At 73.5% G+C, this 15929-nt stretch carries 14 protein-coding genes; 5 read left to right on the top strand and 9 right to left on the bottom strand.

What is annotated here, in order from left to right:
* The first annotated feature begins 55 nt into the window (after positions 1-55).
* The 3 genes from rocD (at position 56) to AS857_RS27520 (ending at position 2608) form a co-directional block, all read left to right on the top strand.
* On the top strand, positions 56-1261 hold the full coding sequence (gene rocD / locus AS857_RS27530; RefSeq protein ID WP_058045904.1) for an ornithine--oxo-acid transaminase: 1206 nt from the start codon (positions 56-58) through the stop codon (positions 1259-1261).
* Positions 1262-1362: 101 nt separating this feature from the next.
* Complete coding sequence (locus tag AS857_RS27525) at positions 1363-1935, top strand: TetR/AcrR family transcriptional regulator (protein ID WP_420823967.1); 573 nt, start codon at positions 1363-1365, stop codon at positions 1933-1935.
* Between the two features lie 106 nt (positions 1936-2041).
* Complete coding sequence (locus tag AS857_RS27520) at positions 2042-2608, top strand: DUF4865 family protein (protein WP_058045902.1); 567 nt, start codon at positions 2042-2044, stop codon at positions 2606-2608.
* A 34-nt stretch (positions 2609-2642) separates the two neighbouring features.
* On the opposite strand, the gene AS857_RS27515 is transcribed toward AS857_RS27520, so the two are convergent.
* Together AS857_RS27515 and AS857_RS27510 are read right to left on the bottom strand one after the other, a co-directional pair.
* Positions 2643-3830: a glutathionylspermidine synthase family protein gene (locus AS857_RS27515; protein WP_058045901.1), complete on the bottom strand. Its 1188-nt coding sequence runs from the start codon at positions 3828-3830 to the stop codon at positions 2643-2645.
* Positions 3831-3834: 4 nt separating this feature from the next.
* Positions 3835-4215 carry a hypothetical protein gene (locus AS857_RS27510; protein WP_245700539.1) on the bottom strand — a complete coding sequence of 127 codons (381 nt, stop codon included), beginning with the start codon at positions 4213-4215 and terminating at the stop codon, positions 3835-3837.
* Between the two features lie 149 nt (positions 4216-4364).
* Between AS857_RS27510 and AS857_RS27505 the strand changes: the two genes are divergently transcribed.
* Positions 4365-5204: a hypothetical protein gene (locus AS857_RS27505; protein ID WP_058045900.1), complete on the top strand. Its 840-nt coding sequence runs from the start codon at positions 4365-4367 to the stop codon at positions 5202-5204.
* Positions 5205-5363: 159 nt separating this feature from the next.
* Here AS857_RS27505 and pdxR read toward each other — a convergent pair whose 3' ends face one another.
* Entirely contained in the window at positions 5364-6842 is a 1479-nt protein-coding gene (gene pdxR, locus AS857_RS27500; RefSeq protein ID WP_079110668.1) for a MocR-like pyridoxine biosynthesis transcription factor PdxR, read from the bottom strand.
* A gap of 47 nt (positions 6843-6889) precedes the next feature.
* Here pdxR and AS857_RS27495 point away from each other — a divergent pair, with 47 nt between their 5' ends.
* On the top strand, positions 6890-7372 hold the full coding sequence (locus AS857_RS27495) for a carboxymuconolactone decarboxylase family protein (protein ID WP_058045898.1): 483 nt from the start codon (positions 6890-6892) through the stop codon (positions 7370-7372).
* Between the two features lie 102 nt (positions 7373-7474).
* Here AS857_RS27495 and AS857_RS27490 read toward each other — a convergent pair whose 3' ends face one another.
* The 6 genes from AS857_RS27490 to AS857_RS27465 form a co-directional block, all read right to left on the bottom strand.
* Positions 7475-8476, bottom strand: a complete 1002-nt coding sequence (locus AS857_RS27490) for an ABC transporter substrate-binding protein (RefSeq protein WP_058045897.1) — start codon at positions 8474-8476, stop codon at positions 7475-7477.
* On the bottom strand, positions 8466-10490 hold the full coding sequence (locus AS857_RS27485) for an ABC transporter permease (protein ID WP_058045896.1): 2025 nt from the start codon (positions 10488-10490) through the stop codon (positions 8466-8468). The genes AS857_RS27490 and AS857_RS27485 overlap by 11 nt, the downstream gene beginning before the upstream one ends.
* 23 nt (positions 10491-10513) lie before the next feature.
* Positions 10514-11629 carry a quaternary amine ABC transporter ATP-binding protein gene (locus AS857_RS27480; protein ID WP_058045895.1) on the bottom strand — a complete coding sequence of 372 codons (1116 nt, stop codon included), beginning with the start codon at positions 11627-11629 and terminating at the stop codon, positions 10514-10516.
* Positions 11626-13188: a GMC family oxidoreductase gene (locus tag AS857_RS27475; RefSeq protein WP_058045894.1), complete on the bottom strand. Its 1563-nt coding sequence runs from the start codon at positions 13186-13188 to the stop codon at positions 11626-11628. Before AS857_RS27475 ends, AS857_RS27480 begins: the two co-directional genes overlap by 4 nt.
* 51 nt (positions 13189-13239) lie before the next feature.
* Positions 13240-14748, bottom strand: a complete 1509-nt coding sequence (locus tag AS857_RS27470; protein ID WP_058045893.1) for an aldehyde dehydrogenase family protein — start codon at positions 14746-14748, stop codon at positions 13240-13242.
* 126 nt (positions 14749-14874) lie between these two features.
* On the bottom strand, positions 14875-15921 hold the full coding sequence (locus AS857_RS27465; RefSeq protein ID WP_058045892.1) for a hypothetical protein: 1047 nt from the start codon (positions 15919-15921) through the stop codon (positions 14875-14877).
* Positions 15922-15929 lie beyond the last annotated feature (8 nt).

Below are 15929 nucleotides of genomic sequence, written 5' to 3'. Positions count from 1 at the left end.
ACAGGGGGCACAGCAATGCCCGCACACGCATGCCCGTACACGAACGGAGCACACGGTGACTTCCACGGAACGCAGCATCGCCGCCGCCGAGGCCCACAGCGCGCACAACTACCATCCGTTGCCGGTCGTCGTCGCGTACGCGGAGGGCGCCTGGATGACGGACGTCGAGGGACGGCGCTATCTCGACATGCTCGCCGGGTACTCCGCGCTCAACTTCGGCCACGGCAACCGGCGTCTGATCAACGCCGCGAAGGCGCAGCTCGATCGGGTGACGCTGACCTCGCGCGCCTTCCACCACGACCGCTTCGCCGAATTCTGCACCGAGCTCGCCGCGCTGTGCGGCAAGGACATGGTGCTGCCCATGAACACGGGCGCGGAGGCGGTCGAGACGGCCGTGAAGACCGCCCGCAAGTGGGGGTACAAGGTCAAGGGCGTGCCGGACGGCCGGGCGAAGATCGTCGTGGCGGGCGGCAACTTCCACGGCCGCACGACCACGATCATCAGCTTCTCGACGGACGAGGAGGCCCGCGCGGACTACGGCCCGTACACGCCGGGCTTCGAGATCGTCCCCTACGGCGACCTGGCCGCGCTGGAGGAGGCCGTGGACGACAACACGGTCGCCGTGCTGCTGGAGCCGATCCAGGGCGAGGCGGGGGTGCTCGTGCCGCCCGCCGGATACCTGCCGGGCGTGCGGCGGCTGACCGCCGAGCGCGGGGTGCTGTTCATCGCGGACGAGATCCAGTCCGGGCTGGGCCGCACCGGCAGAACGTTCGCGTGCGACCACGAGGACGTCGTCCCCGACATGTACGTACTGGGCAAGGCGCTGGGCGGCGGCGTGGTGCCGGTGTCCGCCGTGGTGGCCTCCCGGGAGGTCCTCGGCGTGTACCGGCCCGGCGAGCACGGCTCGACCTTCGGCGGGAACCCGCTGGCGTGCGCGGTGGCGCTGGAGGTCATCGCGATGCTGAAGTCCGGCGAGTTCCAGCAGCGGGCCACGGAGCTCGGCGAGCACCTCCACCAGGAGCTGGGCCTGCTGGTGGGCGGCGGCGCCGTGGAGGCGGTGCGCGGGCGCGGCCTGTGGGCGGGCATCGACATCGCCCCGTCGCACGGCACGGGCCGGCAGATCTCGGAGCGGCTGATGGAGCGGCGCGTGCTGGTGAAGGACACCCACGGGTCCACGATCCGGATCGCCCCGCCGCTGGTGATCAGCAAGGAGGACCTGGACTGGGGCCTGGACCAGCTGCGGGCGGTGCTGGGCTCCTGACGGAGCGGTCGCGAGGTGGAAGAGGGGCCGGCGTGCGCGCCGGCCCCTCTTTCGCATCCAGGAGTCGATCTTCTGTACCTACTAGTATGTACACTCTTTCCATGAGCACCTCGGACACCTCGGAACGCCTCATCGAGAGCACCCGCGAGCTGCTGTGGGAGCGCGGCTACGTCGGCACCAGCCCCAAGGCCATCCAGCAGCGCGCCGGGGCCGGGCAGGGCAGCATGTACCACCACTTCAGCGGCAAGCCCGACCTCGCACTGGCCGCGATCCGGCGGACGGCGCAGGAGATGCGCGGCAAGGCCGAGCAGCAGCTCGGCGGGCCGGGCACCGCCGTGGAGCGGATCACCGCCTATCTGCGGCGCGAGCGCGACGTGCTCAAGGGGTGCCCGGTCGGGCGGCTGACGCAGGATCCGGACGTGATGGCCGACGCCGCGCTGCGGGCACCGGTGGACGAGACGTTCGTGTGGCTGCGGGGGCGGCTCGCCGAGGTGCTCGCCGAGGGCGTCGCGCGCGGCGAGCTGTCCGCCGGCCTCGACCCGGCGGTCACCGCCGCGACCGTCGTCGCCGTCCTCCAGGGCGGCTACGTCCTGGCCCGCGCCGCCGGTTCGCCGGCGCCGTTCGAGGAGGCCGTCGACGGGGTGCTCGGGCTCCTCGCCGCGCAGTCCGCCTGATCCGCCACTCCCCCGGAGCGCACCCCATGCTGATCCACCGCGCCCCGCCCGCCGCCTGCTACCCGTCCGGACCCGTAGCCTGAGCACGCGAAAGGCACAACGCACCGTGTATGCGAAGCAGTACGAGATCACCCTCCCCGCCGACTACGACATGGGGATCATCCGCGACCGCGTCGCCACGCGCGGCCACGCCCTCGACGACCGCGCCGGCCTGGCCCTGAAGGCCTACGTCATCCGCGAGCGCGGCGTGGACGGGTCGCCCGTCAACCAGTACGCACCGTTCTACCTGTGGAACGACACCGCGGCGATGAGCCACTTCCTCGTCGGCGGGGGCGGGTTCGAGGGCGTCGTCCGGGACTTCGGGCGGCCCGTCGTGCGGCACTGGGCCGGGGTCGTCCGTGAGGCCGGGCCCGCGCGGGGTGCGGTGCCGCGGGCGGCGTCCCGGCGGCTGACGCAGCTGCCCGCCGAGGGGCCGGCCGAAGCGGTGGCGGCGGAGACCGCGGCGCTGCGCGAACTGGCGGCCGGGCACGACGGCGTGCACACGGCCGCACTCGCGGTCGACCCGCACCACTGGCAGCTGCTGCGCTTCGTGCTGTGGCAGGAGGCCGTCCCGGACGACGAGGACGTCACCGAACGGTACGAGGTGCTGCACCTGTCCGCGCCGGAGCTCTGACCGCCCGGGCCGCCGACGCCGCCCGCCGGGCGGTTCAGCCGTCGATCACGTGCGGGAGGAACCGCGCGTACTCGTCGGTGATGAGCCCCGCCGACTCCCTGATGCCCAGCCCGGCCGGCTCGCCGTCGACCACCCACGCGCCGAGGACCGTGCGGTTGCCGTCGAAGTCCGGGAGCGGGCACAACTGCTGGTAGCAGCACGGCTCGTCCCGCAGCACCGGATCCGTGCCCGCCTCGTGGACGGTGATGCCGGCGCCTTCCCGGCCCAGCAGCGGCTTGGCGACCCAGCCGCCGCTGCGGGCGAGCTCGCGCGGGCCGTCGAGGTAGGCGGGGAGCAGGTTGGGGTGGCCCGGGTGGAGCTCCCACAGGATCGCCAGGAGCGCCTTGTTGGACAGCAGCATCTTCCACGCCGGCTCGATCCACAGCGTGGATCCCGTACCGCCGCCGTTGTCGAGGGTGTCCAGGGCGTTGGGGCCGAAGCGGTCGGTCGTCAGCCACTCCCACGGGTAGAGCTTGAAGCAGGCGCGGATGAAGGCGTACCGCTCGTCGACGAAGCGGCCGGAGAGGGGGTCCCAGCCGATGTTCTCCATGGAGATCGCCCGGGTGTCCAGGCCGGCCTGCTCGGCGGTCTCGCGCAGGTAGGCGACCGTCATCAGGTCCTCGCCGAGCTCGTCGCCGGCCGAGTGCGCGAAGTACAGGGGCGTGCCGGGCGGCAGCAGCGGCGCCTGCCGCTTCCAGGCGTCGACGAGGCGCTCGTGCAGGGAGTTCCACTGGTCGAGGCCGGGGAAGCGGTCCTCCATCCAGAACCACTGGGCGCTCGCCGCCTCCACCAGGGAGGTGGGCGTGTCGGCGTTGTACTCCAGCAGCTTGGCCGGGCCGCCGCCGTCGTGGCGCAGGTCGAAGCGGCCGTAGACGGAGGGGAGTTCGTCACGGCGGCGCCAGGACTCGGCGATCAGGGCGGTCAGCGCCGGGTCGGTGAGGCCGAGGTCGGCGAAGCGGTCGTGCTCGACGATGTGCGCGGCCGCGGCCGTGCACATCTCCTGCAGCTCCGCGACCGTCTCCTCCAGCTCCTCGACCTCGGCGAGCGTGAAGGAGTAGTACGCGCTCTCGTCCCAGTACGGGCGCAGGGAGCCGTCGGGGAGGCGGGTCAGGGGGTAGATCACGCCCTGCTCCTCGACGGTGGCCTGCCAGCCGGGGCGGGGCTCGGTGCGGTGGCGGCGCATCGGGTCAGCCGCCGCCGGAGCCGGAGTTCGAGCAGCCGAAGCCGCCCCGGTCGGCGGCCTGGCTCTTGCTGAAGGTGCCGCTCTCGGCGTAACCGCCGGACTTGTCCGAGCCGTAGTACCAGCGGCCCGCCGAACTGCTGCCGCCGCTGCCGCCGCCGTTCCCGCTGCCGCCGCCCTTGCTCTTGCACGCCTTGGAGTCGACGACCCGGTAGCCGCCGCGCCCGACGTCGTAGCTGTTCGGGTCGACGCAGCGCTTGTCCGGCTCGGATCCGCAGGAGGTCAGGGCCGCGGCGAGCGCGCCCATCCCGCCGAGGACGACCGTGGACGAGCGCAGCCTGCGCCGTGTCCTGCCCGTCTTTTCCGTCATGCAGATGACCCCCGTCATGTTCTGCTTCTGGTGTTTCTGGTGGTTCGTCTGCTGTGTCGCCAGCAGTTTTCACTCCCGCACTCACGTGCGATGAGGCCACTCACCCTAAGGGGCGCTTCCGCCCGGCGGACGGTGGGGCGGCCTACAGTCGGACGGTGCTTCTCGGGATGCTCTGCGCGCTGGGTTCGGCGGTGTGTTTCGGCACCGCGTCCGTTCTGCAGGCCGTCGCCGCACGGGCGGCCGCGCCGGGCAGCGGCTCGGGGGTGGACCCCGTCCTGCTGCTGCGGGTGCTGCGGCAGTGGCGCTATCTGGCCGGGCTCGCGCTGGACGCGGCGGGCTTCGCGCTGGAGCTCGTCGCGCTGCGGTCCCTGCCGATCTACGCCGTGGGCGCCGCCCTGGCCGCGAGCCTGGCGGTGACGGCGATCGTGGCGTCGCGCGTGCTGCGGGTGAGGCTCAGCGGGGTCGAGTGGGGCGCGGTGTCCGTGGTCTGCGGGGGTCTCGCGATGCTCGGGCCGGCGTCGGGCGCGGAGGGGGACGGCACGGGCTCCACGGCCCTGCGCGCCGGCTCGCTCGCCGCCGCGGCCGGGGTCCTGGCGCTGGGTGCCGCGGCCGGCCGGCTGCCCGGCCGGGCCCGTGCGGCGGCCCTCGGGCTGGGCGCGGGCCTGGGCTTCGGCGTGGTGGAGGTGGCCGTCCGGCTGATCGACGACCTCTCCCCCGGGGCGCTGCTCCGCAATCCGGCGGCGTACGCGCTGCTGCTCGGCGGGGCCGCCGCGTTCCTGCTGCTGACGTCGGCGCTGCAGCGCGGCTCGGTGACGGTGGCCACGGCCGGCATGGTCATCGGCGAGACCCTGGGCCCGGCGCTGGTCGGCGTCGTCTGGCTCGGCGACCGCACCCGCCCGGGCCTGACGCCGCTCGCCGCCGCGGGCTTCGTCCTGGCGGTCGCGGGCGCCCTGGCCCTGGCCCGCTTCGGCGAGGGCGGCGCCGAGGGGACCGCGGAGGCCGCCTGAAGGCGGCGTCGGCGGGGTGCCCTCAAGCCGGGCCGTGAAGCCGCCGCTGCCGGGGCACGAGCACCCTTCGCGGCGGCACCGGCAGCCCGGCCGACCGCAGCCGGCCCGGTGCGCCGCCCCCGGCCGACAGGGGTCCCGCCACGCCGCCGCCCGACCGCCTCACTCCGCCGGCGGCAGGACCCTCAGCAGCGCTTCCAGCGCGCCCGGGAACGCGTGGTCCGGCGGGGTGCCGTAGCCGACGATGAGGCCGCTGGGGGCGGCGTCCGGGGCCGGGGTGCAGCGCAGGCGGGAGAGGCCCTCCAGGGCCAGGCCCTCCCACGCCGCGGCCTGCAGGGTGGGGTGCTCCGTGCCCGGCGGCAGTTCGAGGACGGCGTGCAGGCCCGCCGCGATGCCGGTGACCTTGATGTGCGGGGCGCGCTCGGCGAGGACCTCCACGAGCCGGTCGCGCCGCCGCCGGTACCGCAGCCGCATCGCGCGGACGTGACGGTCGTACGCCCCGGATGTGATGAACTCCGCGAGCGTCAGCTGCTCCAGGGCGCCCGAGCTCCACTCCCCCGCCCGCTTGTGGGCCAGCACCTCGCCGGCGAGGTGCTCCGGCAGGACCATCCACGCGAGCCGCAGCCCCGGCGCGAGCGCCTTGCTCGCGGTGCCGAAGTAGACGATGCGCTCCGGGCTGAGGCCCTGCAGGCAGCCCACCGGCTGCCGGTCGTAGCGGAACTCGCCGTCGTAGTCGTCCTCCAGGATCGTCCCGCCGGTACGGGCCGCCCAGTCGACGACCGCGGCGCGCCGGTCGGGGTGCAGGGGCACGCCGGTGGGGAACTGGTGCGCGGGGGTGATGAGCACCGACCGGGCGGCCGCCTTGCCGCCCTCCAGCACGCCGACGTCGGCGCCCTGCCCGTCCAGCGGCATCGGCAGGCACCGCAGCCCGGCCCGCTCCAGCGCCTCCCGGTGGAACCACAGCCCGTACTCCTCCACCCCCATCTCCCGCGTCCCGCGCTCCCGCAGCACCCGGCTCACCAGCCCCAGCCCCTGCGTGAACCCCGAGCACACCACGATCCGCTCCGGATCCGCGTGCACGCCGCGGGCCCGCGCCAGGTAGCCCGCGAGGGCGGTCCGCAGCTCGGTCCGGCCCCGCTCGTCGACGTGTCCGAACGCGTCGTTGGGGGCCGCCGCCACGGCCCGGCGGGCCGCGGCGAGCCATGCGGCGCGCGGGAAGGCGGAGACGTCGGCGGTGCCGGGGCGCAGGTTGTAGACGGGCCGCGGCGGCGTCCGCACGGGCGGCGTCCGGCGCTCGGGCGCCCGCGCGGCAGCCCGCCGGGCCACCCGCGTGCCCGACCCCTGACGGGCCGTCAACCATCCTTCGGCGACCAGCTCCCCGTACGCGTCGGCCACCGTGTTCCGGGCCAGGCCGAGGTCGGCCGCGAGCGTACGGGAGGAGGGCAGCCGGCTGCCGGGCGCGAGCCGGCCGCTGCGGACGGCGTCGCGCAGGGCCCGGATGAGGGAGGCGCGCACCCCGCCCGGCCCGCTCAGGTCCAGGTGGAAATCCACGCCCGCGCCGGCGCCGTCCCCCGGGAACGCCTCCGCAGCCCCCGGGACACCCTCCGGCGCGCCCCCCGAAGTGGCCCATGTTTTCTCCATGGGAATGGACCATACCCGTGGGCTGCCCCCGGCCTAGTGTCGTATCCATGACGAACGCGACCGCACAGACCACCACCCACCACCACGCCCCCCGCATGCTGCTCCACGAGGTCGCCCCCGAGGTCCAGAAGGCGATGCTGAGCCTGGAGCGGGCCGCCCGGAAGGGCCTGGAGACCTCCCTCATCGAGCTGGTCAAGATCCGTGCCTCGCAGCTCAACCGCTGCGCCTTCTGCCTGGACATGCACACCAAGGACGCCCGCCGCCTGGGCGAGACCGAGGAGCGCATCCACCTCCTCAGCGCGTGGCAGGAGGCGGCCGGCTTCTACACCGAGAAGGAGCAGGCGGCACTCGCCCTGACCGAGGCGGTCACCCTGCTGCCCTCCGGCGTGTCCGACGAGGTCTACGAGCGGGCGGCGAAGCACTTCCCCCAGGAGGAGCTCGCCCACCTGATCGCGCTGATCACCACCATCAACGCGTGGAACCGGATCGGCGTGACCACGGGCCTGGCGCCGGGCGCGTACTCCGCCTGATCCCCCCTTGCACGCGGGAGCGGCGCCGTCCCCGGGGGGTACGGCGCCGCTCGGCTGCTTCCTGCTCCTTGGCGTACGTGCTGCGTGCTACGCGCTACGCGCTCACGGCAGCCACTTCTTCCAGACGTCCGGGTTCTTCTCCACCCACCGCTTCGCGGCCTCGTCCGCGCTGAGCTTGTCCTCGGCGATCATCTGCGAGACGGCGTTCTGGTCGTCCTTCGACCACTGGAAGTTCTTCAGGAAGCGGGCCGCCTTGCCACCCTTGCGGGTGAAGTCCGCATTGAGGAACTTCTTCAGCGGCGTGGTGGGGTAGGCGCAGTTCACCGTCGCCGGATCCTTCGCGCCCTTGTCCGCGCACTCCTGGGTGTACGCGGGCAGCTTCACCTCCACCATCGGCACCTCGTTGAAGAGCCACTGGGGCTCGTACCAGTAGGTGAGGAAGGGCTTCTTCTCCTTGGCGGACTGCTGGAGCTGGGTGATCTGCGCCGCCTCGGAGCCCGCGAAGACGACCTTGTAGTCCAGGCCGAGGTTCTTCACGAGCGCCTTGTCGTTGGTGACGTACGACGGCGAGCCGTCCAGGAGCTGGCCCTTGCCGCCGCTCTCGGGCGAGCGCAGCTGCGACGCGTACTTGTTGAGGTTCCGCCAGTCGAGGACGTCGGGGTGCGCGTCGGCGAAGTACTTCGGCACCCACCAGCCGATGTGGCCGGTGACGCCGAGGTCGCCGCCGGAGGCGATCGTCTTCTTGTCCTCGACGTACCGCTTCTCCTGCTCCGGGTGGCCCCAGTCCTCCATGATCGCGTCGACGCGGCCCTGGCTGAGGGCGTCCCAGGCGGGCACCTCGTCCACCTGCACGGTGTCGACGCGGTAGCCCAGCTCGTGCTCCAGCAGGTACTTGGCGACGGCCGTGTTGGCCCGCGCGCCCACCCAGGACTGCACGGACAGGGTGACGGTCTTCGTCCCCGCCGCAGCGGCGTACGGGGACGCCTGCTTGGTCATGTCGGCCGCGCCGCAGCCGGTGGCCGTGGCGGTGGCCAGGAGGGCCAGGGCGGCTGCGGCCACCACCGTCCTGCGCGTGCCACGCGTTCTCTGCGTCTTATGCGCCATCACGCGCTCCCTTCGTCGGCTGCGTGACCCGGTCGAGCATCAGCCCCAGGCACGCGATGGCCACACCCGCGGTGAGGCCCGTGGCCAGGTCGCCCTGGGCCAGGCCGAAGACGACCTCGTAGCCGAGCGCGCCGCCGCCGACGAGACCGCCGATGATGACGACCGACAGCACCAGCACCACGGCCTGGTTGACCGCGAGCAGCAGCTGCGGGCGGGCCAGCGGGAACTGCACCTGGCGCAGCTGCTGACCGCCGGTCGCGCCCAGCGAGCGGGCCGACTCCATCGCACCGGGGTTCACCCGGCGCAGGCCCTCGCTCGCGATGCGGACGACGGCGGGCAGCGCGTAGACGACCGCGGCCGCGGCGGCCGGGGCCCGGCCGATGCCGAACAGCGCCACGACGGGGATCAGGTACACGAACTGCGGCATCGTCTGGAAGACGTCCAGGACCGGCCGCAGCAGCCGCTCCACGCGCGGGCTGCGCGCGGCGGGCACGGCGATCGTGAAGCCGAGGACGAGCGTGACGGCCACGGCGGCGACCACCTGCGAGAGCGTGTCCATCGACAGCTCCCAGCGGCCCAGCACGCCGATCGCGGCCAGCGACAGGACTGCCGTCAGCGCGGTCCGCCACGTGCCGATGAGCCAGGCGAGGGCCGCCACGATGAGCAGGGCGCCCCACCAGGGGAGGGCCAGGAGGCCGTCGCGCAGGGGGTCGAGGACCCAGGCGGTGTAGTGGGCGGCGAGGTCGGCGGTGCCGCCGATGCCGGGGAGGCCGGTGTAGAGGTGGTCGACCATCCAGTCCTTGGCCTCGTTGACGGGGCCGGCGATGGCGACGGTCCAGCCGTCGGGCCACGCCGTGCCGCCGAGTCGGCCTAGGGCCACGGTCAGCGCTATGCCCAGCGCCCACGTGGCTGCCGTTCGGGTGCGGCCCGTCGTCGGGTTGTGCCCACCCGTTCCGCCCTGCGGAACGCCTGCCCACAACCTGGGGAAGCGGGAGCGGCGGGTGGGCCGGGGGGCGGCCGCGCCCGCCGTCGTGCGGTCCAGGACGATCGCCAGGAGGACGATCGGGATGCCCGCGGCCAGGGCGCTGCCGACGTCCACCGTCGACAGGGCCTGGTAGACGCGGTCTCCCAGGCCGTCCGCGCCGATCACGGAGGCGATGACGGCCATGGACAGGGCCATCATGATGGTCTGGTTGACGCCCAGGAGCAGCTCGCGGCGGGCGAGCGGCAGGCGTGCGGTCAGCAGCCGCTGCCGTCCGGTCGCGCCGAGCGACTCCACCGCCTCCAGGACGCCCTGGTCGGTGGAGCGCAGGCCGAGCGCGGTGAGGCGGGCCATGGGCGGCGCCGCGTAGACGACGGTCGCCAGGACGGCGGGCGCCACGCCGATGCCGAAGACGAGGACGACGGGCAGCAGGTACGCGAAGGCGGGCAGCGCCTGCATGGTGTCGAGGACGGGCCGCAGCGCGCGGAACGTACGGTCCGACAGGCCCGCTGCGAGGCCCATCAGCGCGCCCACGACGACGGACACCGCCACCGCGACGATCATCAGCGCGAGCGTGCGCATCGTGGGCACCCACATGCCGAGCAGGCCGCAGGCGGCGAACGAGGCGAGGGCGGTCACGGCGACCCGTGCGCCCGCGACGCGCCAGGCGATCAGCGCCGCCGCTGCCGTCACTCCGGCCCAGCCGAGGGCCAGGAGGACGGTGTAGACGGCGTGCACGGCGCCGATGATCGCGCCGCTGATGTGCCCGAAGAAGTAGAGGAAGGCCCAGTGGCCGTCGCGGTTGTCGATGATCCAGTCACTGGCCCCGGTCAGGGGCCCGGTCAGGTCGACGGTGAGCGCGGACGGCCAGGTGCCGCTGCCGTGGACCGCTGCCGCCACGGGCACGAGGACGGCCGCGGCGGCGGCGAGGACGAGCAGCTTGCGGGCCGCGGGGCGGGCCCACAGGGTGCGCAGCGCGAGCGCCCCGGGGTTCGGCCCGGTGGCGTCGCGGCCGGGCGGCGCCGTCTTCATCTGAGGGGGAGCTGTGTGTACGGTCACGCGGCCGTCCTTTCGCCGGCGTCCAGGCCCGCGACCACGCCGAGCAGGCTCCGGTGGTCGACGACGCCGACGCAGCGGCCGCCGTCGACGACGCGGGCCGGGTTGCCCGTGCGCGCGACCGTCTCGATCGCTTCCGCGACGGTCGTCGTGGGGGCGAGGGACTCGCCCGACTCCGACTCGCCCGCGGCGGCGGGCCGCATGGCGCGCCGGACGGTCAGGACCTGTTCGCGCGGGACGTCCCGCACGAAGTCGCGGACGTAGTCGTCCGCGGGGGAGCCCACGATCTCCTCCGGCGTGCCGCACTGCACGACGCGGCCGTCGCGCATCAGGGCGATCCGGTCGCCGAGGCGCAGCGCCTCGGACAGGTCGTGGGTGATGAAGACCATGGTGCGGCCCTCGTCGCGGTGCAGGCGGACGACCTCTTCCTGCATGTCGCGGCGGATGAGCGGGTCGAGGGCGCTGAACGGCTCGTCGAACAGGAGGACTTCGGGGTCGGCGGCGAGGGCGCGGGCGAGGCCCACGCGCTGCTGCTGGCCGCCGGAGAGCTGGCCGGGGCGGCGGGCCTCCATGCCCGCGAGGCCGACCTTCTCCACCATCTCGGCGGCCTTGGCGCGGCGTTCGGCCTTGGCGATGCCCTGGATCTCCAGCCCGTAGGCGACGTTGTCGAGGACGGAGCGGTGCGGGAGCAGGCCGAAGTGCTGGAAGACCATGGCCGCGCGGTGGCGGCGCAGCTCGCGCAGGGCGCCCTTGTCCATGCCGCACACGTCCTCGCCGTCGATGGCGATGGTGCCGGAGGTCGGCTCGATGAGCCGGGTCAGGCAGCGGACGAGCGTGGACTTGCCGGAGCCGGAGAGGCCCATGACGACGAAGACCTCGCCCTGGCGGACGTCGAAGGAGACGTCGCGGACGGCCACGGTGCAGCCGGCCTGCTCGCGCAGTTCCTCGGCGGAGAGGGCGGCGAGGTCGCTGCCGGGGACGCGGTCGGCCTTCGGCCCGAAGACCTTCCACAGGTTGCGGACGGAGAAGACGGCCGGTGCGTCGCCCGCGGTCTGCGGCGTGCTCCCGGGCGTGCGGTCGGTGGGTGCGCCGGTGCCGGCGCCGGTGCCGTTCATCGGGAGTCACCCCCGGTGCCGGGGCCTGCTACAAGCATCTCCGCGCACTTCTCTCCCACCATCAGGACTCCGATCATCGGGTTCACGGCGGGCATCGTCGGGAAGACGGACGCGTCCGCGATGCGGATGTTCTCCAGGCCGCGGATCCGCAGCTGGGGGTCGACCACGGCGAGGGCGTCGCCCGCGTCGCCCATCCGGCAGGTGCCGGCGGGGTGGTAGACGGTGTGCGCGGCCTTGCGCACGAGCTCGCTGATCTCGGCGTCGTCGGTGACCTCGGGCCCGGGGAAGACCTCGCGCTTGAGCCACTTCCTGAACGGCTCGGCCTCGGCGACCTTGCGGGCGAGCTTGATGCCGTCGACGAGGGTGCGGCCGTCGTAGTCGTCCTCGTCCTCGAAGTAGCGGAAGTCGAGGGCGGGCTTGACCTCGGGGTCCGCGGAGGTGAGGTAGAGGCGGCCGCGGGCGCGGGACTTGGGGATGTTGGGGGTCATGGACACGCCGTGCTCGGGGCGTTCGTAGCCCAGGCGCTCGGGGTTGTCCGTGAAGGGGATCTGGTAGAAGTGGAACATCAGGTCCGGGCCCTGGTGCTCCGGGTCCCGCTTGACGAACAGGCCCGCGTCGGAGTCCATCGCGGAGTTGCCCGGGATGGGGCCTTCGGTCTCCCAGACGATGACCGACTCGGGGTGGTCGATGAGGTTCTCGCCGACGCCCGGCAGGTCGAGCACGCAGGGTATGCCGAGCGCTTCGAGGTCCTTCTTCGGGCCGATGCCGGAGTGCATCAGCAGCCGGGGCGTGTCGACGGCGCCGGCGCACACCAGCACCTCGCGGCCGGCCTCGACGTAGATCTCCTCGCCGGCCTTGGTGCGGACGTGCACGCCCTTGGCGCGGGTGCCCTCCAGCTCCAGCTTGTGCGCCCAGGTCTCCAGCATCAGGTGGAGGTTGGGCCGGTCGCCGGCCTCCATGTGGGGGTGGAGGTAGGCGACGGAGGCGGAGGAGCGCTTGTTGTTCTCCGGGTGGTACGCGAGGTCGAAGAAGCCGACGCCCTCGTCGAAGGGCTTGTCGTTGAAGCCGGTGACCTCGGGGACGCCGAGCGCGCTCTTGACGGCCTCGATCCAGTCGGAGGCGATGGCGTTCTGGTCCTTCTTGGCGACCCGCACGATGTTGTTGCGGAGCTTGCCGAAGTAGGGGTCCATGTCCTTCGCGCCCCAGCCGGCGGCGCCCGCGGCCTCCCACTCGTCCCAGTCGGAGGGCAGGGGCTTGAAGGAGATGAGGGTGTTGTGGGAGGAGCAGCCGCCCAGCACCTTGGCCCGGCTGTGCAGGATGTGCGAGTTGCCGCGGGGCTGTTCCGTGGTGGTGTACTCGTAGTCCAGCTCGCCGCCGAGCAGGCCGAGCCACTTGCGCAGCGTCAGCACGTCCTCGCGGTCGATGTCGGACGGGCCGCCTTCGATGACGACGACGGAGGTCCCGGGGTCCTCCGCGAGGCGGGAGGCGATGACCGAGCCGGCGGTGCCGCCGCCGACGACGACATAGTCGGCCGTGATCTTCTGGGCTACGGGGGGCATGGGGGTACTCCTCGGGGCAGGAAGGTTCTTCGCTTACGGAATGAGGCTGGCTCAGCCGGCGAACCAGCGCACCGGCTCGGGCGCGAGGTTCTGGTAGATGTGCTTGGCCTCGCGGTATTCGGCCAGGCCCGCGGGGCCGAGCTCGCGGCCGATGCCGGACTTGCCGAAGCCGCCCCATTCCGCCTGCGGCAGGTAGGGGTGGAAGTCGTTGATCCAGACGGTGCCGTGGCGCAGCCGGCCGGCGACGCGGCGCGCGCGGCCCGCGTCCTTCGTCCACACGGCGCCGGCGAGGCCGTACTCGGTGTCGTTGGCCAGGGCCACGGCCTCGTCCTCGGTGCGGAAGACCTCGACGGTGAGGATCGGGCCGAAGGTCTCCTCGCGGACGACCTTCATCGCACGGTGGCAGTGGTCGAGGACGGTCGGCGAGAAGAAGTAGCCGCCTTCGGGGCGCACCTCGTCCGGCTCCGGCTGGGAGCCGCCGCAGCGCAGGGTTGCACCCTCGGCGAGGGCGGAGGCGACGTAGGCCTCGGTCTTGTCGAGCTGCTGCGCGGAGACCAGCGGGCCGCACTCGACGCCGTCCTCGGTGCCGCGGCCGAGGCGGATCTTCGCGGCGCGGCGGGCGAGTTCGGCGACGAAGCGGTCGCGGACGGACTCCTCGATGATGAGGCGGGAGCCGGCCGAGCAGACCTGGCCGCTGTGGATGAACGCGGCGTTGAGGGCCTGGTCGACGGCGGTGTCGAAGTCCTCGTCGGTCGCGCAGGCGTCGGCGAAGACCACGTTGGGGTTCTTGCCGCCGAGTTCGAGGGCGACCTTCTTCACGGTGGGCGCCGCGGCCTGCATCACCTTGGTGCCGGAGGAGAGGCCGCCGGTGAAGGAGACGAGGTCGACGTCGGGGTGCTCGGACAGGCGGGCGCCCACGGGGTCGCCAGCGCCGGTGACGAGGTTGCCGACGCCGTCCGGGAGGCCCGCCTCCACCAGCAGCTTCATCAGCAGCACGGTGGACAGCGGGGTGACCTCGCTGGGCTTGATGACGAAGGTGTCGCCCGCCGCCAGCGCGGGGGCGATCTTCCAGCTGGCCTGCAGCAGGGGGTAGTTCCAGGGGGTGATCAGCGCGCAGACGCCGACCGGCTCGTGGACGACGACGCTGTGCACGGTGTCCGAGCCCGCGTCGACGACGCGCCCGCCGCCCTCGTTCACGACGAGGTCGGCGAAGTAGCGGAAGGCGTCGGTCACGCAGTCGACGTCGGTGCGGCCCTCTTCGAGGGTCTTGCCGGTGTCCCGGCTCTCGGTCAGCGCGATCTCCTCGCGGTCGCGCTGGAGGAGGTCCGCGACGCGGCGCAGCAGCGCCGCCCGCTCGGCCACGGGCGTCCGCGGCCAGACGCCCTGCCCGCCGTCGAAGGCGCGGCGGGCCGCGGCGACGGCGGCGTCCGTGTCGTCGGCGCCGCCCTCGGAGACCACGGCGAGGGTCTTGGCGTCCGCGGGGTCGAGCACCTCCCGCTGGGCACCGGACGCGGCGGCGCGCCACACCCCGTCGACGTGGATGGTCTCGACTGACGACATGTCTTCTCTGCCTTCCGGTTCCTGGTCTGTCCCGCTGCCGCCGGGCAGGACGCTCGGGCGGCAACGGGACGCGCCTAACCAAAAGGCGAAAAGCTATGCCTCTTTCTTCACAAAGAGTGACGCGGGTCACTGAGCGTCGCTGCCGCCACCGCTGCTCGCGCAGTACCCGGAAGGGCAGAACGACCCCAGCAGCACCCGGTAGATCTCCTGGTGCCCGGACCACTCGTCGGCGGGCCCCGCGACCAGCAGCGCGTACTGCCGCCGGTCGGGCCCGGTGAACGCCCGGTCGACGATGCGGCGCACGGTGCCGTCGGGCCTGACGTAGGTGTACTCCAGCTCCGCCGCGTCGTACGAGGGGCTGCCCACCGTGGTCAGGCCCAGCTTGCGGTACCCCTTGTTTTTGGACACGGCCCGCTCGGTCTCCTCCAGCGCCGCGTAGGGCGTCGGCTCGGGGCCCGCCAGGGTGAACACCTGGATCAGGCTGTTGCCGTCCGCCCGCTTGAAGAAGACGCTGGCGCCCTCCGTGGTGCGCTCCCACCCCTGCGGGACGTCCGCGCGGAAGCCGGACACGTCCTCCGTGCGGTGGAAGCCGGCCGGGGCGTCCTGGGTGGAGCCCTGACCGGACCCCGGTCCGGTTCCGGAGAAGGCGCTGGGCGGGGCACTCGGAGTGCCCGGGCTGTAGCCGCCCGTGCCGTAACCCGTGGCACCGGCGGTGAAACCGCCCGTGAACCCCCCGGTGGTCCCGCTGGTCGTCCCTCCTGTCGTCCCCGTGCCGCCCGTGGTGCCCATGCTCCCCGTGGTGCCGGAGATGCTGCCGTACGACGGGCCCGGGCTCGGCAGGACGCTCGCGCTCGCGCTGGGCGACGCGCCGCCGGAGCCGCCCGCGCCCGGATCGCCGCCGTCGTCCCGCATCAGGGCCCAGGCGCCGACGCCCAGGCCGCCCACGAGGACCACCCCGGCCAGCGCACCGGCCAGGATCGCCGCGTGCGACGGCCCCTCGGGCAGGCCGTCCGGCGGCCCGGGGAGCAGGTGGACCTCGGGCTCGTCGGGGTCGTGGAGGCGGTCGTGGAGGCGGTCGTGCTCGTCCGCGGCGTCCCCCGGTGCTGCGTGCGGTCGCCGTCCGGGCGGGTCGTCCTCCACCCACTGCTGGAGATCCGCGTCCCAGCGGCTCATGTGCCCCG

The sequence above is a fragment of the Streptomyces roseifaciens genome (assembly GCF_001445655.1).
Classification (GTDB): domain Bacteria; phylum Actinomycetota; class Actinomycetes; order Streptomycetales; family Streptomycetaceae; genus Streptomyces; species Streptomyces aureoversilis.
This window is presented reverse-complemented; position numbering and strand designations above follow the sequence as displayed.